18 protein-coding genes are annotated in these 17,458 nt (G+C 57.8%); 15 read left to right on the plus strand and 3 right to left on the minus strand.

Going from position 1 to position 17,458, the window contains the following annotated elements; translation table 11 throughout:
* Positions 1-57: 57 nt before the first annotated feature.
* Positions 58-804 (plus strand): pseudouridine synthase, encoded by a 747-nt coding sequence (locus ACVX3G_RS06215; RefSeq protein ID WP_011232306.1) that lies wholly within the window; start codon positions 58-60, stop codon positions 802-804.
* 95 nt (positions 805-899) lie between these two features.
* Here ACVX3G_RS06215 and ACVX3G_RS06220 read toward each other — a convergent pair whose 3' ends face one another.
* Positions 900-1,121, minus strand: coding sequence for a DeoR family transcriptional regulator (locus tag ACVX3G_RS06220; RefSeq protein WP_008880936.1), 222 nt, complete (start codon positions 1,119-1,121; stop codon positions 900-902).
* A 250-nt stretch (positions 1,122-1,371) separates the two neighbouring features.
* On the opposite strand from ACVX3G_RS06220, the gene pepV reads away from it, so the two are divergent.
* The 6 genes from pepV (at position 1,372) to ACVX3G_RS06250 (ending at position 9,070) form a co-directional block, all read left to right on the plus strand.
* A complete protein-coding gene (pepV, locus tag ACVX3G_RS06225; protein WP_081130533.1) occupies positions 1,372-2,787 on the plus strand; it encodes a dipeptidase PepV in 1,416 nt (471 codons plus the stop codon).
* A 70-nt stretch (positions 2,788-2,857) separates the two neighbouring features.
* Positions 2,858-4,051: a maltose permease gene (gene malA / locus ACVX3G_RS06230; protein WP_025039245.1), complete on the plus strand. Its 1,194-nt coding sequence runs from the start codon at positions 2,858-2,860 to the stop codon at positions 4,049-4,051.
* Positions 4,048-4,626: an RNA 2',3'-cyclic phosphodiesterase gene (gene thpR / locus ACVX3G_RS06235; protein ID WP_011232303.1), complete on the plus strand. Its 579-nt coding sequence runs from the start codon at positions 4,048-4,050 to the stop codon at positions 4,624-4,626. The genes malA and thpR overlap by 4 nt, the downstream gene beginning before the upstream one ends.
* 11 nt (positions 4,627-4,637) lie before the next feature.
* Positions 4,638-5,576 carry a hypothetical protein gene (locus ACVX3G_RS06240; RefSeq protein WP_014196578.1) on the plus strand — a complete coding sequence of 313 codons (939 nt, stop codon included), beginning with the start codon at positions 4,638-4,640 and terminating at the stop codon, positions 5,574-5,576.
* A 101-nt stretch (positions 5,577-5,677) separates the two neighbouring features.
* A complete protein-coding gene (pulA, locus tag ACVX3G_RS06245) occupies positions 5,678-7,834 on the plus strand; it encodes a type I pullulanase (protein ID WP_011232301.1) in 2,157 nt (718 codons plus the stop codon).
* A 453-nt stretch (positions 7,835-8,287) separates the two neighbouring features.
* Positions 8,288-9,070 carry a phosphotransferase family protein gene (locus ACVX3G_RS06250; protein WP_014196576.1) on the plus strand — a complete coding sequence of 261 codons (783 nt, stop codon included), beginning with the start codon at positions 8,288-8,290 and terminating at the stop codon, positions 9,068-9,070.
* Positions 9,071-9,179: 109 nt separating this feature from the next.
* On the opposite strand, the gene ACVX3G_RS06255 is transcribed toward ACVX3G_RS06250, so the two are convergent.
* Positions 9,180-9,449, minus strand: a complete 270-nt coding sequence (locus tag ACVX3G_RS06255; protein ID WP_011232298.1) for a YtzH-like family protein — start codon at positions 9,447-9,449, stop codon at positions 9,180-9,182.
* A 208-nt stretch (positions 9,450-9,657) separates the two neighbouring features.
* Between ACVX3G_RS06255 and trmB the strand changes: the two genes are divergently transcribed.
* Both trmB and ACVX3G_RS06265 read left to right on the plus strand, forming a co-directional pair.
* Positions 9,658-10,311 (plus strand): tRNA (guanosine(46)-N7)-methyltransferase TrmB, encoded by a 654-nt coding sequence (gene trmB / locus ACVX3G_RS06260; protein WP_011232297.1) that lies wholly within the window; start codon positions 9,658-9,660, stop codon positions 10,309-10,311.
* An 81-nt stretch (positions 10,312-10,392) separates the two neighbouring features.
* A complete protein-coding gene (locus ACVX3G_RS06265) occupies positions 10,393-11,241 on the plus strand; it encodes a YtnP family quorum-quenching lactonase (protein WP_015375642.1) in 849 nt (282 codons plus the stop codon).
* On the opposite strand, the gene ACVX3G_RS06270 is transcribed toward ACVX3G_RS06265, so the two are convergent.
* Positions 11,236-11,535, minus strand: a complete 300-nt coding sequence (locus tag ACVX3G_RS06270) for a PepSY domain-containing protein (protein ID WP_011232295.1) — start codon at positions 11,533-11,535, stop codon at positions 11,236-11,238. The genes ACVX3G_RS06265 and ACVX3G_RS06270 overlap by 6 nt on opposite strands.
* A 116-nt stretch (positions 11,536-11,651) precedes the next feature.
* Between ACVX3G_RS06270 and ACVX3G_RS06275 the strand changes: the two genes are divergently transcribed.
* The 6 genes from ACVX3G_RS06275 (at position 11,652) to ACVX3G_RS06300 (ending at position 17,399) form a co-directional block, all read left to right on the plus strand.
* Complete coding sequence (locus ACVX3G_RS06275) at positions 11,652-12,728, plus strand: M42 family metallopeptidase (protein WP_011232294.1); 1,077 nt, start codon at positions 11,652-11,654, stop codon at positions 12,726-12,728.
* 45 nt (positions 12,729-12,773) lie between these two features.
* Positions 12,774-13,304, plus strand: coding sequence for a DUF84 family protein (locus ACVX3G_RS06280; protein WP_011232293.1), 531 nt, complete (start codon positions 12,774-12,776; stop codon positions 13,302-13,304).
* Positions 13,305-13,344: 40 nt separating this feature from the next.
* Complete coding sequence (locus ACVX3G_RS06285; RefSeq protein ID WP_014196573.1) at positions 13,345-13,518, plus strand: hypothetical protein; 174 nt, start codon at positions 13,345-13,347, stop codon at positions 13,516-13,518.
* Positions 13,515-14,312, plus strand: coding sequence for a DUF1444 domain-containing protein (locus tag ACVX3G_RS06290; RefSeq protein ID WP_011232292.1), 798 nt, complete (start codon positions 13,515-13,517; stop codon positions 14,310-14,312). The genes ACVX3G_RS06285 and ACVX3G_RS06290 overlap by 4 nt, the downstream gene beginning before the upstream one ends.
* A gap of 20 nt (positions 14,313-14,332) precedes the next feature.
* Positions 14,333-14,938, plus strand: a complete 606-nt coding sequence (ytpR, locus tag ACVX3G_RS06295) for a YtpR family tRNA-binding protein (protein WP_013144448.1) — start codon at positions 14,333-14,335, stop codon at positions 14,936-14,938.
* Positions 14,939-15,044: 106 nt separating this feature from the next.
* Positions 15,045-17,399 carry a DNA translocase FtsK gene (locus ACVX3G_RS06300; RefSeq protein ID WP_011232290.1) on the plus strand — a complete coding sequence of 785 codons (2,355 nt, stop codon included), beginning with the start codon at positions 15,045-15,047 and terminating at the stop codon, positions 17,397-17,399.
* The last annotated feature ends 59 nt before the right edge of the window (positions 17,400-17,458 follow it).

Here is a 17,458-nt window from a genome sequence, read left to right on the forward strand (position 1 = left end):
GGCGGAAGCGGACTAGATGAACGCCTAATGAAGGCCATATTTTTAGGAGGGAGATTTGTGGAGCTGCGCATTGACAAGCTGCTCGCCCATATGGGGTATGGGACGAGGAAGGAAGTGAAAAAGCTGCTCAAGTCCGGAGCGGTGAAAGTGGATGGCGCGCCGGTTCGTGATGCGAAAACGAAAGTGCGGCCGGATGAGCAAATCGTGACCGTTTGGGGAGAAACGGTCGAGTACAAGCCATTCATTTACTTGATGATGAATAAGCCTTCGGGGGTCGTTTCCGCGACGGAAGATGCCGTGGAAGAGACGGTCGTCGATTTGCTTGAAGAAGAAGACCGGGCATTTTCCCCGTTTCCGGTCGGGCGGCTTGACAAAGATACGGAAGGGCTGCTGCTCTTGACGAATGACGGCCAGCTCGCCCATCAGCTGTTGTCGCCGAAAAAACACGTGCCGAAAACGTATTTTGCCGTCGTGGACGGGGAAGTGACGGAAGCGGATGTCGCGGCGTTTCAGCGCGGCGTCGTCCTTGATGACGGCTATGAAACAAAGCCGGCCAAGCTCGTTGTGTTGAAATCCGGCCTTCGTTCCGATGTCGAGGTGACGATCACCGAGGGGAAGTTCCATCAAGTGAAGCGGATGTTTCAAGCGGTCGGCAAGCGGGTCGTGTATTTAAAACGAATTCAAATGGGGCCGCTGCCGCTTGACCCGGATTTGGCCGTCGGCGAGTATCGGGAATTGACGGATGAAGAGGTGGGCATGTTGAAGCAATACCGGCCAGAGACGGACGAAAAAAAAGGAACCTGACGCGGTTCCTTTTTTATGGAAAAATAGTGGATATTCATCTGTGGAAAAATGGTTTGCGTTCATCTCTCATCTTGCCTACCCTATTGGCACCGGGTTTACGAAGAGATGCGCACTTTTTTGTTTGTGGTCGTCCATTTGCCCTTGCTTGGGCTGCGAACGAGATCGTTGTACATAAGCACGTTCAAGTCGCGCTGGATCGTTCGTGGGGTGGTGCCGAACTCATCAACAAGCTCTTGGGTCGTAACCGTTCCTTTTTCGCTAATGTACATATACACGGACTTGATGCGGGTAAGCATCCGATGTGTTGAAGGTTTCAAAAGACCACTCCCTATCTTAGCATCATTCGCATGGCACAACCGACCGCTAGCAGATGAGAGATGTCTTTGTCTGTTTACTACCATTGTACACGAAATGAGAGGGAAAATGCTACCCGGTTGCTTCTATTCACGAAAAATTTCAACATTTTGTCATGAAACGGAAATCGATTTGCAACGAATGAAACATTTTGACTTCCTGTTTTTGATATGATACGTTGGCAACAAAGGGTGTTGAAGAAGGAAAGGAAGAATGGCGTTGAACATCGACTGGATGAACGAAGCGAAGAAACGAAAAGACGATCTTGTCCGCGACGTGCAAGCGCTTGTCCGCATTCCGAGCGTCCGCGAGGATCAGCAGGCGCAGCCGGGCGCGCCGTTTGGGCCCAAGGTGGCCCAGGCGCTTGAGCATATGCTTCGCCGCGGCCGGGAGGAAGGGTTTCGCGTCAAAAATGTGGACGGATTTGCTGGGCATATCGAAATGGGGCATGGGGAGAAACTTGTCGGCGTGCTCGGCCATATCGACGTCGTGCCGCCCGGGGACGGCTGGACGATGGATCCGTTTGCCGCTGAGGTGCGCGATGGCCGCCTTTACGGGCGCGGCGCGATCGATGACAAAGGGCCGACCGTCGCGGCGTTTTACGCGATGAAAATCATCCGTGAACTCGGGCTGCCGCTTGGCAAGCGGGTGCGGCTCATCATCGGGGGCGATGAGGAAAGCGACTGGCGGTGTGTGGAGCATTATTTTCGCCATGAGGAAATGCCGGATGTCGGATTTGCGCCGGATGCTGATTTTCCGATCATTTATGCTGAAAAAGGAATCATTGACGCCGATTTGTCGTACCGCCCGCCTAAATCGGCGGAGGCGGAAGGGCTCGCGCTTGCCTCATTCCAAGCCGGGCGCCGCTACAATATGGTGCCGGATGCGGCTGAAGCGGTGGTGGAAGGAGCGGGACGGACGGAGGAGCTGCTTGGCCTCTATGAACAGTTTTGCTGGGAGCGCGGCGTAAAGGGGAGCATCAGGCAAAGCGAAGGGGCCGTCGTCTTTCAATTGGAAGGGGTGTCCGCTCATGGCGCCGAGCCGGAGCGCGGCAAAAACGCCGGCGTCTATTTGGCGCAGTTTTTGGCGTCGCTTCCGCTCGATGGCCGAAGCCGGCCGTTCGTTCAGTTTGTGGCCTCCGCCTTTTTTGGCGATGCCCGCGGCCGGCGGCTTGGCCTTGCGTATCGGGACGAACAAAGCGGCGACTTGACGGTCAACGTCGGGGTGCTGTCGTATGACCGGCGGCATGGCGGAACGATTGGGCTGAACATCCGCTATCCGGTGACGGCCGACGGTGACGCGATCCGCCGGACGCTCGCCGGCGCTGCGGCTGAACATGGATTCGCGCTCAGCCGTTTCAGCGATACGAAGCCTCATTATATCGATCCGAGCCACGAGCTTGTCCGCACGCTTCAGCGCGTCTACGAAGAGCAGACGGGCGAGCCGGCCCGGCTTTTGGCCATCGGCGGCGGCACATACGCCCGCGCCTTGACCGCCGGGGTGGCGTTTGGCGCGTTGTTTCCGGGCCGTCCGGATGTCGCCCACCAGAAAGATGAGTATATCGAAATCGACGATTTGGTGAAAGCGACAGCCATTTACGCGCAGGCGATCTACGAGCTGGCGAAATAAACGGCGGTCCGCCGCCCCGGCGAAAAAAGAGAGCGGGGCGGGCGTTGTTTTAACGAAAGGGGGGGACGGGATGGAAGCGGCGTTCAAACGGGAGGCGGCGGTGCGAAAACAGGTGTTTCCGCTCTTTTATTTTCTCATCTTTTTTGCTTTTGGCGCGTTGTTTCCGCTTTTGTCCGTCTATTTGCAGGAAGAGGCGCGCCTTTCGGGGGCGGCGATCGGCTGGATCATGTCGCTTCCCCCGATCGTGACGATGGCGGCCCAGCCGCTTTGGGGCACGGCGGCCGATTATACGCGCAAACCGGTCGAACTGTTGACGCTGGCGCTCGGGGTGACAGCGCTGTTTGGGCTTCTTTATTCGCTGGCCGGAAACTACCGGGTGTTCGTCGCCTTGACCGTGCTGCTTTCGGCGGCGCAAAGCGCGATCGTTCCGCTCTCAGACAGCATCGCCCTTCATCATGTGCGCCGCTCGGGCGGAAACTACGGGGCGATTCGGCTTTGGGGGTCGATCGGGTTTGCCGCGTCGGTGTTGGTTGTCGGATGGCTGTCCGATCATGTCGCGTTTGCGGTCATTTTTTACGCCTTTTCGTTGGCGCTGTTGGCCGCGTCTGTTTTGGCCGCCCGCCTGCCGCGCTACCCGATGGCGGCGCCGGGGGCGTTGACGTTTCAGGATGTGCGCGGGCTGCTGTCCGTCCGCTCGTTTCAGCTCCTGCTTGTCGCAACATTTTTGCTGTTTGGTCCGATTTATGCCAACAATTCCTATTTCGGGCTGTTGATCCACGAGCTTGGCGGCACGCTGACCGGCATCGGCTTCGCCTTTTGGCTGGCTGCCGGAAGCGAAGCGCCGTTTATGAAAACGGCCGACCGGCTCATCCGCCGGTTCGGCATGACGCGCCTGCTCGTGTTGGCTGCGCTCGTGTCGGCCGCCCGCTGGTGGTCGTATGTCGCCGATCCGCCGCTTTGGTTTGTCTATATCACAGCGATCGTTCAAGGATGTTCGGTCGGGCTGGCAATTCCAACCGCCCTCCAGTATGTGCGCCGCTTGGCGCCCGAGCGGGTGCAGGCGACGGCCGTCGCCCTTTACTCGGCGACGAGCAGCGGACTTGGCGCGTGGTTTTGCACGTTGGTGGGCGGATATTTGTTTGAGCGTTGGCAGATCGGCGCTGTCTACGTGTTTTTTGGCGCTTGCACCATCGTTGGAGTGTTCGTGCTCATTTGGTTGGGGAAACTGGAAAAAACGACCAAATCGGCAGGTGAGAAAGGATGAAACGGAGTCATTATTTCATCGCTGTTCCGCTGACAGCCGAAGCGAAACAAGCCATCGCCCGTTTTTCGAGCAATGCGGCGCCGTCGCTGCCGTTTCGCACATGGGTGCATGAAGAGGACTATCATATCACCCTCGCGTTTTTAGGCGATGTGCCGCCGAAAAAAATGGCGCCGCTGTGCGAAGCGATGGCCGCCACCGCCGCCCGATGCGCCCCGTTTCCCCTCGTGCTTGCCGGGCTTGGGACGTTCGGGGAGCGGACGGCGCCGCGCATTTTTTGGCAAGGAGTCGAAATGGAAGAGCGGCTGCATGCGCTGCGGCGCGACGTGTATGAAGCGTGCATGAAGCTTGGGTTTTCCTTGGACCGGCGGCCGTTTGCCCCGCATATTACGATCGCTCGCAAATGGCAGGGAGCCGAACCGTTTCACCCGGATCGCCTCCGTTCGCTTGCCGCGGCCAAGGCGGTGTTTTCGGTGCCTGAGATCGTGCTGTATCGGACGAATATGGAACGGACGCCGAAGTACGAAGCGATCGCCGTGTTCCCGTTGCTTGGCGCGCCGATGAATGGCCGGAAATAGCAGGTGAAACAATGGGTCAGCTCGTTAAACTCATGGATTGCATTTCCCGCTACGAAACGGATGTGTACTATTATGTGCCGGAGTTCATCCGGCTGAAGCAGCGGCAATGGGAGCAGGCAAAAGCGCGGTGGCAAGCCGAACGAACGGCTGAGGCCAGCGGATGGCTTGAAACGGGCGAGACGTGGAATGCTTGGCTTGACAAACCGTCATGGTGGGAACGGCTGACGAAACGATGGCGCCGCCGTGCCGCGCTTACGGAAGAAGAGACGTTTTCTCTTGCGCCGATGGCTCGTCCGGCGGCTACTCTGGAGGAATTGAAACAGCAGTTTTTGGATGAGTTGTTCGAGTTGCAGCTGAAATGGGCGAGTTCCACGATGATGTACGTTTCCTCCCTCGATGAAGCCGTGTATGGCGATGAGACGTTGAAATATTTTTTGCAACGGTTTCCGGATACGCATTTATGCTTTTACCGGCCGGTGGCGATGGTCGGCAAGGCGCCGGTGGAGCTGGAGACGATGATGTTGACGCCATCCGCGCTCTGGTGCATTGCCTTCGTCGAAGGAAGGCCGGACAACATCGTCATGGCGTCAACCGGCCGGTTTTGGGTGGAACAGGCCGGAACGAACGAAACGAGGCTGGTCAACCCGGTCGTGTCGCTGCGGCGGACGGAGCAGATCGTTTCGGAGATTTTTCGCAAACATGAGGTCGATTGGCCGATCCACCTCGTGCTGTTAAACCGCTCCGGCTACATTGACAGCGGCGGTCTTTTTCCGTTTATCCGCTATATTGATAAGCGAAATTATGACGAGTGGTTTTCCCGCCTGCGCCGCTCCGCTCTCCCGCTTCGGCACGGGCAGCTGAAAGCGGCTGAGGCGCTGCTTCGCCATTGCGCCAGCTTTTACGACCGCCGCCATGACGGGAATATGAGCGGCGAGGAAGGGCAACAATAGAAACATCTGTGCATCGATAGGGCGACCGGCCGATGATTTGGCACCGCCCTTTTTCTTTTACGTATGATGGTATTAACGGGAGAAAAAAGGGGTGAACGCACATGCTTCACATCAGCCGAACGTTTGCCGCCTATTTGGACGAGATGGATCAAATCGTTGTGCTTGCGCCGAAATCGCTCGGCTTTGATGGAATGGCGCCGTTTACGCTCGTGGCGCCGAGCGGTGAGGAGATTCCGCTGTCCGTGCAGCACGTCGAGGATGTTGGGGAGACGGTGAAATATGTGTGCCGGTTTGCATCCGCGTTCGAGTTTGGAGCGACATACTGGGTGCGTTCTTGCCGCGGGGAGGAGACCGATGTTCAAATCGGCGCCGTTGTGCGCACTCCTGCATTTGATGATCGGTTTTTCTATGATGGACCGTTAGGAGCGGAGTATCTCAAAGAACAGACGGTATTTCGCGTATGGGCGCCGACCGCCACCGCGGTTAGCGTCAAGCTGGTTCATCCGCATCTCGACGAGATCCGCTGCGTGCCGCTTGTGCGCGGCGAACGCGGCGTATGGTCAGCCGTCGTCCCCGGCGATTGGGAGCGAGCGCGTTACACATATATCGCCTGCATCAACCGCGTATGGCGCGAGGCAGTGGACCCGTATGCGACCGCGGTTTCGGTCAATGGCGAGTTCGGCGTCGTGATCGACTGGGAGAAAACGAAGCTGGCGCCGCCCTCTTTGCCGCTTCCGCCGCTCTGTTCGCCGACGGATGCCATCATTTATGAGCTGAGCATCCGCGACTTTACCAGCCACCCGGACAGCGGCGCCGTCCATAAAGGGAAGTATCTCGGGCTGGCCGAAACGAACACGAGCGGGCCGAACGGGACGGCCACCGGGCTTTCGTATGTCAAAGAGCTGGGCGTCACCCATGTGCAGCTCATGCCGTTTATGGACTTTGCGGGCGTCGATGAGCGCGACCCACAAGCGGCTTACAACTGGGGATACAATCCCCTTCATCTATATGCGCCGGAAGGGAGTTATGCGACCGATCCAGCGGATCCATACGCGCGCATTGTAGAATTGAAGCAGGCGATCCACACGCTGCACGAAAATGGCTTGCGCGTCGTGATGGATGCGGTCTACAACCATGTCTATGACCGGGAGCAATCGCCGCTTGAGAAGCTCGTTCCCGGTTATTACTTCCGCTACGACGCCTATGGCCAACCGGCCAACGGCACCGGCGTCGGCAACGACATCGCTTCGGAGCGGCGGATGGCGCGCCGCTGGATCGTCGATTCGGTGGTGTTTTGGGCGAAAGAATATGGCATTGACGGGTTCCGCTTTGATTTGATGGGCGTGCACGATATCGAGACGATGAAAGCGGTGCGCGATGCCCTCGACGCCATCGATCCGTCGATCCTTGTGTATGGGGAAGGGTGGGATTTGCCGACGCCTCTTCCACCGGAACAAAAGGCGACGATGGCCAACGCCAAGCAGCTGCCGCGCTTCGCTTATTTCAATGACCGGTTTCGCGATGCGGTGAAAGGGAGCACCTTTCATTTGCCGGACCGTGGGTTCGCCCTCGGCAACCCAGGCGGGCGAGAACAGGTGAAGCTCGCCATTGCCGGGAGCTTGCGAGCGCTCGGCGGGCTGTTTTGCCACCCGCGTCAGTCAATCAATTACGTCGAATGTCATGACAACCATACGTTTTGGGATAAGATGGAGGCGGCCAACCATGATGAGCCGGAATGGCTCCGGCGAAAGCGGCAAAAGCTGGCGACGGCGATCGTTCTGTTGGCGCAAGGCATTCCGTTTTTGCACAGCGGCCAAGAGTTTTATCGGACGAAAGGCGGCGATGGGAACAGCTACCGATCGCCGGATGCGGTCAATCAGCTGGATTGGGAGCGGAAAAGCCGCTATGAAGACGACGTCCGCTACGTTCAAGGATTGATCGCCCTTCGCCGTGCGCATGGCGCATTTCGCCTCGCCACGGAGGCGGAAGTGCTGCGTCATTTCACGTTTCTTGAGCCGCTGCCGCCGTCGGTCATCGCCTACCGATTGCATGATGCCGCCGTCTATGGGCCTTGGGAGGACATCATCGTCGTGCATCATAACGAGGAGAAAGAGACAGCCATTGCGCTCCCCGACGAGCGCGAGTGGGCGGTTGTATGCGACGGACAGCGATGCGGGACAACGCCCTTTGGCCAAGCGCGCGGCATGCTTCGGCTTGACGGCATCGGCACATGGGTGCTCGTCCATCCTGCAGGGTGACCGCTCAGACGGCGCGCGGGGTTCGCCACAAGACCTTTGGAAGGCCGATGAAAAACGAGTATGTTCGCCAAGCCAATGGGGGTTGTCGGAAAGGAGAAGCCGATTTGGCAATCCTTCTGCACTTGAGAAAGACCGGCGTTGAGCAGGTTGTTTGTTTCAGTCGTCAGCCCTTTGTAAGAGCGGCTGCGCTCGTCTTTGGCGCACCCAATGAACGGTGTTCCAGTTGAGACGAAACGGGAAAGGGCGGCCGATCGGAGTGGGAGCCGCGGGGCACTTCCGCTTTGGCAGTTTTAAGCAGGGCGTTTGCCGAGAAAAATGTTTGCATGCCGGAGCGGTATTTCAGTATAATACAAGTAAAACGGACGGAGGAAGGACGCGGCCTGGCCGTCCTTTTTATTTGGGCGCGAGAAGCAAACGGAGATGTTTCTATTTTTAAGTCGCAGGTGAACACGCTTGGAACAGTTACTAGGTAAGGAGTGGGAGATCACTCCCGCTGGCGGCGCTACAGGGGATGCGTATTTTGCGGAATATGAAGGAAAGAAATTGTTTTTAAAGCGGAATTCTTCTCCGTTTCTGGCTGTATTGTCGGCCGAGGGCATCGTCCCGAAGCTTGTATGGACGAAACGGCTCGAAAACGGCGATGTGTTTACGGCCCAGCAATGGCTGAACGGCCGGGAGCTGAAGCCGTGGGAGATGGGAAGCGAGCAAGTGGCGGCGCTGCTAAGGAAAATCCATCGTTCAAAAGAGCTGGTGACGATGCTGAAGCGGCTCGGCAAATCTCCGCTGCGCGCGAAGAAAATGCTCGCTCTCCTCGCTGAGCAGCAGCGGCGTCATCCGGCCGGTGGTTCTGTCGTCTGTCAGGCGCTTGACTGGCTGGAGCAGCATGTGTCGTCATTGCCGGATGGCGAATATGTTGTCTGCCACTGTGACATCAACCATAACAATTGGCTGCTGGCCGATGATGGCACGTTGTACTTGATCGATTGGGACGGAGCGATGATCGCCGATCCGGCGATCGACATCGGCATGCTCCTTCATCTGTACATTCCGCGCGCCGAATGGAAGACGTGGCTCGACCAGTACGGATGGGCATGGAGCGAGGAGCTTGGCCTCCGCCTAAAGTGGTATACGATCGCTCATACGTTGCACTCGCTGTTTTGGCCGAAAGGGAAGGACGGCCAAAAAGAAAAGGAGCAGTCGCTTCGGTTATTGAAGCGCGTCATGGTAGAGAGTTGACCAAGCGAGGCCTCAGCGTCCGAACGGCCGGCGCCGGGGGCTGCGCGATCGCTGTGTTCGGCTGCCGCCGCGCCATTTGTTTCCGCTGCCGATGACGAAGGCGCCGCGGTCAGGACAGCCCATTCACCCAGTCGGCGAGCTGGCCTTGGTGGGCGGAAATGTGGGCGTTTAAATCAGTGCTGTATTTCCCGCCTTGGCCATAAGCGTAAATATGGGGGAGAATTTGCTTGACTTGGCCGTCCACCTCATCGTTGGCGAGCAGCGATTTAGCGAGCCGTTCAATTTGTTCGCATTCGGACACCGTTCCGCAGCAATCGAGCTGATGTTCGGATAAAATGTCGCGAAGTACGGTCAATTGATGGTTATAGTTGAGCGGCATGCTGGTCACCATCCTTTCGCCAGGCTGTACGGTTTTATCATGCCCGGATCGAGCCGAGTTTATGATTCGAAACCGAAAAGACCCCCTGCTTCTACGCGTGAGCGTAGGCGGGAGAGCGTTCAAGCCCGGGCGTTTTTTCGCGTTTGCTTCTTTGGCGCGAGTGTGGTATCGTCAAACCAACAAACGGAAACAAGGCTGAGGTGTCAATATGCGTTTGCGCAACAAACCGTGGGCGAAAGACAAAATCGCCGCGTATCCGCAATACGTCATTCCCGATCCCGAAACAAAGCGCGGGCGATGGCGCGAGCTGTTCGGCCACGACCAACCGCTCCATGTCGAGATCGGGACGGGGAAAGGCAAATTTATCACGGAAATGGCCAAACTTCATCCGGATGTCAATTTCATCGGCATCGAGCTGTACCCGAGCGTGCTCGTGTCCGCGCTTGACAAACTGATCGAAAGCGGGCTCGCGAACGTCAAGCTGCTGAACGCCAATGCGAAAGATCTGACCGCGTTTTTTGCCGACGGGGAAGTGTCGCGCATTTATTTGAACTTTTCCGACCCATGGCCGAAAAAGCGGCACGAAAAGCGGCGGCTGACGTATCGGGACTTTTTGGCGCTCTATGACCGCATTTTGGCGGAAGACGGAGACATCCATTTGAAAACGGACAATCAATCGTTTTTCGAATACTCGCTTGTCAGTTTGTCGCAATATGGGTTTGTGCTCGCATCGGTCCAGCTCGACTTGCATCAAAGCGGCATGACGGACAATGTCATGACAGAGTATGAGGAAAAATTTTCTGCCAAAGGAAACCGCATTTACCGATGCGAGGCGGTGCGCCCGCCGCGGCGGTCGTCATAGGCCCGAACCGATTGGTCGGGTCTTTTTCTATTTCCGATTGATGGAGAAAATGGTACACTAGTGGAGGGGGGGAGAGAGGAAATGGAACAGTTGCGAATTGGACAAGTCACATTGACATGGCTTCGGGGCGGCGTCACCCATCTTGACGGCGGGGCGATGTTTGGCGTCGTGCCGAAACCGCTTTGGTCGAAAAAATATCCGCCGAACGACAACAATCAAATCGAGCTGCGCACCGATCCGATTTTGGTGGAAGCCTATGGAAAACGGCTGCTCATTGAATCCGGCATCGGCAACGGCAAGCTGACCGACAAGCAAAAGCGCAACTTCGGCGTCACGGAAGAATCAGCGATTGATGAATCGCTTGCCAAGCTCGGGCTGACGCGGCGCGACATCGACATCGTCATCATGACCCATTTGCATTTTGACCATGCGTGCGGATTGACCGTTTGGGAAGACGGACGGCTCGTGCCGGCGTTTCCGCGCGCGGCGATCATCACCTCGGATGTCGAGTGGGAGGAAATGCGAAACCCGAACATCCGATCGCGCAATACGTATTGGAAAGAAAATTGGGAGCCGATCGCGGATCAAGTCGTTCCGTTTACAAAGGAAACGGAAGTCGTTCCTGGCATCCGCCTCGTCCATACCGGCGGGCATAGCGCCGGGCATGCGATCGTGCTCATCGAATCAGACGGGGAGATGGCCATTCATCTTGGCGATTTGCTTGGCACGCACGCCCATCAAAACGTCCTTTGGGTGATGGCGTACGACGATTACCCGATGGATTCGATTTTTGCCAAACAGCGATGGCTCCCGTACGGCGTAAAGCAAAATGCGTGGTTTACCTTCTACCATGATGCCTACTATCGGGCTGTGAAATGGCAGGAAGACGGGACGATGGCCGCCGCCGTGAAGCGGGAGCGGCCGCTATGACAGCGGCTTGGCGTCTACGATGGCTCCCGTGTAGGCGTTGATGAAAAACTCGTCATCCCCGTCGTCGCGGCAGACGCCGCCGCGGTATACGGTGTACGCCAGGCCGTTTTTCTCATACCGCTCCGGGGCGGATTGAATCCAGGAACCGCGGATGGCGCGCGGACCGCCAAGCGCGGCTTTCGCCAGCGCCAGCGCTTGTTCCGGGGCAAGGAGCGCCGGTTTGGAAGCGGAGCGAATGGCATAGACGACGGCCGCACCGACGGCGGCGCCGACGAGCCACTGTTTCCAAGCCATGTTTCTTTCCTCCTTTTCGCTTTGATACGGTTTAGTATAGCCGATTTTGGCGGAACATGTAAGAAGGACGGAAAGAAACGGAACGGTGAAATCGAACATAGAAAGGGAGACGCGTGATGAATAAGGACACGCTGCAATTATTCCAAACGTTGACCGAGCTTCCAGGCGCACCGGGTTATGAACATCCGGTGCGGCAGTTTATGCGCCAAGAGCTCGCGAAATACGCCGATGACATTGTGCAAGACCGCCTCGGGAGCCTTTTCGGCGTCAAACGCGGTGATGAGGCGGGCCCGACGGTGATGGTCGCCGGCCATATGGATGAAGTCGGATTTATGGTGACAGCGATCACGGATCACGGCATGATTCGTTTCCAGCCGCTAGGAGGCTGGTGGGATCAAGTGCTGCTCGCCCAGCGCGTGCAGATTATCACGGACGGAGGGCCGGTCATCGGCGTGATCGGGTCGATTCCGCCGCATTTGCTTGATGAGGAGCAGCGCAAAAAACCGATGGAGATCAAAAACATGTTGATTGACATCGGAGCGGAAAGCCGTGAAGATGCCGAACGAGTCGGCATTCGCCCCGGCCAGCCGATCGTGCCGGTCAGCCCGTTTACTTTGCTTGCCAACGGAAAAACCGTGATGGCAAAAGCGTGGGACAATCGGTTTGGCTGCGGATTGGCGATCGAGCTGTTAAAAGAGCTGAACGGCGAAACAGTGCCGAACGTCTTGTACGCCGGGGCGACCGTGCAGGAAGAGGTCGGGCTGCGTGGGGCCCAGACGGCGGCTTCGATGATCAACCCGGACATCTTTTTTGCCCTGGAAGCAAGCCCGGCCAACGATATGTCCGGCGACAAGCAGGCGTTCGGCCATATCGGCAAAGGAGCGCTCATCCGCTTGTACGACCGGACGATGATTACGCACCGCGGCATGCGCGAATTTGTGCTTGATACGGCGGAAACGATCGGCGTCCCGTACCAGTTTTTCATTTCCCCAGGCGGCGGAACCGACGCCGGGCGGGTGCATATCGCCAACCGCGGCGTGCCGTCGGCGGTGATCGGCATTTGCGCCCGCTACATTCATACGCATGCGTCGATCATTCATGTCGACGATTACGCGGCGGCCAAACAGCTCATCGTTGAGCTCGTCAAACGGTGCGACCGGACAACGGTCGAGACGATTCGCCAAAACAGCTGAGGAGAAGCGAGGGCTTCTCCTTTTCCATGACAAGGAGGGCACTGGATGAAAACTGTTGCGGTTGGAACGAACAACGAAGCGAAAATCGCCGCCGTTCGGGCGGTGCTTTCGGAAAAGGAATACCGCATTGTATCGCTTGAGGTGCCATCAGGCGTTTCCGCGCAGCCGCTGTCCGATGAGGAGACGCGGCTTGGCGCCATCGGGCGCGCCAAACGGGCGCTCGAAGCGGCGGAGGCGGACATCGGCATCGGATTGGAAGGCGGCGTGACGAAGATCGATGGGCAATGGTGGCTGTGCAACTGGGGGGCGCTCGCTGACCGAAACGGAGTGGTGGTGGCCGCCGCCGGCGCCCGCCTCGCCCTCCCGCCGGACGTCGGCACCGGCATCGAGGCGGGGCGCGAGCTCGGCGACGTGATGGAAGCGTACACCGGGCGGAGGAACGTTCGGCGGAAAGAAGGCGCGGTCGGCGTATTGACGAACGGGCGCGTTGACCGATCGGCGATGTTTTCCCACATCGTCGAGCTTTTGGCCGGTCAATATGAATGGCTTTGTCAAAACGGGTCGTTCCATGTATGATAAATAACGAACGGTCATGCCGATGATGGCGGGCGGCTGAATGAGCGGGCCGCGCGAGGATCTAGACCGAGCGGCTGGCAACGTCAAACGGTGGAAAACGCCGCACGGGCATGGCCTGGCATTGTCAACGCCGGATGCGCCTTTGGCCAAGTCCCGGCCGAAAGAGGGAAACGGAAGGCACGGCCGCCGGCAAAACAAGGAGGAACACGAATGAACAGCCGGCAAATGTATGAGAAGATTAAAGAGCGCCTCGTCGCCCACCGGCACTGGACGTTTCGCTTTGACGCCAAGCAAGACGCGATGCGCGTCGAAGACCGCCGCACGAAAAAAGGCGTCACGATCTCGCTTCCCGGCGTGATCGCCAAATGGCACGAACAAAAAGATGAGGCGGTGCGCGAAGTCGTTTATTATGTAGAGGAAACGTTGAAAACGATGGAGGAAGACGCGGCGCTTTCCGGCAACGAGCGAAACATTTATCCCGTCATTCGCTCGGCGTCGTTTCCGACGGAGACGAAAGAAGGCATTCCGTTGCTGTTTGATGATCATACAGCCGAAACGCGCATTTACTATGCGCTCGACCTAGGCAAAACGTATCGCTTGATTGATGAGCGCATGCTGGAGAAAGACAAATGGAGCCGCGAGCGGGTGAAGGAAATCGCCCGTTTCAACGTTCGGTCGCTGCCGACGCCGGTGAAAGAGGACCGGGTGGCGGACAACGTGTTTTATTTTGTGAACACCAATGACGGGTATGATGCGAGCCGCATTTTAAACGAATCGTTTTTGGCCGGCATGCGGGCGCGCGTGGAAGGAACGATGGCCGTCGCTGTTCCGCATCAAGATGTGCTCATCATCGCTGATGTCCGCAACGACATCGGTTATGACGTGCTCGCGCAAATGACGATGAGCTTTTTTGCCGGCGGCCGCGTGCCGATCACGGCGCTGTCGTTTTTATACGAAAATGGGAAACTTGAACCGATTTTTATTTTAGGAAAAAAACGGAGAACGTAGCGGCAAGGAGGAATGAAGCGATGAACGTGTTTTACAACCGAGAAGGGGTCGGCGACGTGCTGCTCGTGTCGCTGAAACCGGCGGCGGATGAGGAACGGACGTTTGTCAGACAAGGCGATGTCGTCCGCATCATGTCCGAACGGACGGGCGAGACGGTCGGCTATAACATTTTTTCCGCGTCTTCGTACTATCCGTTTTCCGGCAACGGTCCGCTGGAAGTGAATGAGGAGCTCGTCGGCGTCATCAACGACATCTTGGCGAAAAACGGTTTTGACGAACCGATCGAAGCTGACTTGTCGCCGAAGTTTGTCGTCGGATATGTGAAAGAGAAAACGAAGCATCCGAACGCCGATAAATTGAGCGTCTGCCAAGTCGATGTCGGCGGTGAGGTGCTGCAAATCGTCTGCGGAGCGCCGAACGTCGCCGAAGGGCAAAAAGTCGTCGTCGCCAAAATCGGCGCCGTGATGCCAAACGGCCTCGTCATTCAAGAAAGCGAGCTGCGCGGCGTCCGGTCATCCGGCATGATTTGTTCGGCCCGCGAGCTTGGGCTGCCAAACGCCCCGCAGGAGAAAGGCATTTTGGTGCTGTCCGATGAGTATGAGGTCGGCCAGCCGTTCGTTTTTTGACGTTCCGACGGGCGGTGCAGACGGATTCCGACTGTTGTTTCGCCACTGGAACGACGCCAGTGGCGTTTTTTCCGACAATGAAGGCAAAGAAAGAGTGACGTGATGGATGAAATTTTGGAAACGATGGCTTCGTTTTCTCACGAGCGACGAGGAAGAGGAAGGGAACGAGCAGCGAGCGAATTCCCGGCTGTCGGCCGGCATGCCCGAACGCGGCGCGGTGAATGTCATTTACCAATATCCGCAAGGCCGCTTCCGCTTTCCGTTGATTCCGGATGACCAGCCGGGTGAAAATCAGGAAAGGCCGAGGCGGGAGAAAAGCGAGGCATCCCGGCCGCTGCCGAGTCGGCGCCCGTCAGCTGGCGTTTCAAGGGAAATAGCGGAAAAACGGCCGTTCCGCCCGTCCGATGTGCCATCCCCGGTTTTTGGATATGATCGGAATCGGGGGAAACAGCGGCAACGAGCGGATGAACCCGAGCTGACCGGTGCGGGGGACATAGAGAATCGGAGCGATGAGGCGGTTCGGGAAGAGGCCCTCCGCGGAGAAGCGACACGGCGAGACGCGCGAGAGGGCACGGAAAGCCGGGCGGCTGAACCGCCAAAAGAAGAGGCGCCTTTGGCCAAGGGGGCAGAGGAATGGAACGAAGACGCGAGCGGAGCGATGCCCGCGGCTGTTATGGAAACGGAAGGAAAACATGAGCTGGCGCCGGCGGCAGGGCAGGAAGAACATGATGCCGAGGCGGATGAAAAGAAAGGGCAGGAGCTGGACGAACGAGGCAACGAACGCGCGCCGCACGCAACAGACGGCGGCTTGGAGAGCGAAGGACGAGGGGTGCCGTCACAGATGAGGAATGGAGACGGAGGGAGCGCTTCTTCGACAGAACAGCGGGAGACGACCCCAGATCGCGAAATCCGTCACTCGGCGGCGCCCGCGGGCCGGGAGGAGGCTTCCCGCCCCGAACGAACGCGCATCCCGTATAATGTGATCATGTTAAAGCAAGATTGGCGCAAACTCGAAGAAAAGGCGGCGAATCGATCGAACGGCTGCGTACTGCCGCCATTGGCGCTTCTTGAACCGCCCGAGAAAGCGGCCGAACGCGACGAGCAGTGGCTTCGCGACCAATGCCAGCGTTTGGACCGGACGTTTGCGAGCTTCCATATCGGCGCCAAAGTCGTTGGGGCGACGCAAGGACCGACGGTGACGCGGTTTGAAGTGCAGCCGGATTTAGGAGTGAAAGTGAGCAAGATTACGAGTTTAATCGATGATATCAAACTCAGTCTGGCGGCGAAAGATATTCGCATCGAGGCGCCGATCCCGGGAAAACGGACGATTGGCATTGAAGTGCCGAACCGAACGAGCCGTCCGGTGCGCCTGCGGGAAATTTTAGAAAGCGAAGCGTTCCGTAAAAGCCCATCGCCGCTTACCGTGGCGCTTGGGCTTGACATTAGCGGTGCGCCGGTCGTGACTGACATCCGAAAAATGCCGCATGGGCTGATCGCCGGGGCGACCGGGTCGGGAAAAAGCGTATGCATGAACGCGATGCTTATCAGCATGTTGTATAAAGCAGCGCCGCACGAAGTGAAATGGCTGCTCATTGATCCAAAAATGGTCGAACTGGCGCCGTACAACGGGCTGCCGCATTTGCTCAGCCCGGTGATCACCGAGGCGAAGGCGGCGGCGGGGGCGCTCAAGTGGGCGGTCGGCGAAATGGAACGGCGGTATGAACAGTTTGTCCACGCCGGCGTGCGCGATATTGAAAAGTATAACGCCCATCTTCGCGAACGCGGAAGCAGCGAGCCGCCGCTGCCGTACATCGTCATCGTCATTGATGAGCTAGCGGACCTCATGATGGCCGCTCCAGCCGATGTCGAAGAATCGATTTGCCGGCTGGCGCAAAAAGCGCGGGCGTGCGGCATCCATCTGCTGATCGCGACGCAGCGGCCGTCGGTCGATGTCCTCACGGGATTGATCAAGGCGAACATTCCGACGCGCATTGCGTTTTCCGTCTCCTCCCAAGTCGATTCGCGCACCATTTTAGATGTGAATGGGGCTGAGCGGCTGCTTGGGCGCGGCGATATGCTGTTTTTGGAAAATGGTTCGGCCAAGCCGGTGCGGCTGCAAGGCTGCTTTATTTCTGATGAGGAAATCGAGCGGGTGGCAGCGCACGTGAAAGAGAAGCAAGGCCCATCCTATCTGTTTGATCCGGACGATTTTCGGCAAACGGCGTCGATGGGCGGCGAGGATGACGAACTGTTCGAGGAGGCGTGCCGGTTTGTCATCGCCCAAGGAGGGGCGTCGACATCGAGCCTGCAGCGTCATTTCCGCATCGGCTACAACCGCGCTGCCCGGTTGATCGAGATGATGGAGGAACGAGGGTTGATTTCGGAGGCGCGCGGCAGCAAACCGCGCGATGTGTTGATGAGCGAGGATGAGTGGGAGCGCTGGCGCGAGCAGAACAGCTGAGGGCGGGCGGCCTCCTTTGGGCGGGCGGTAGTGTTTTGCCTCCTTGCGTGCTATAATGG

The organism is Geobacillus sp. PLS 41 (assembly GCF_056494105.1).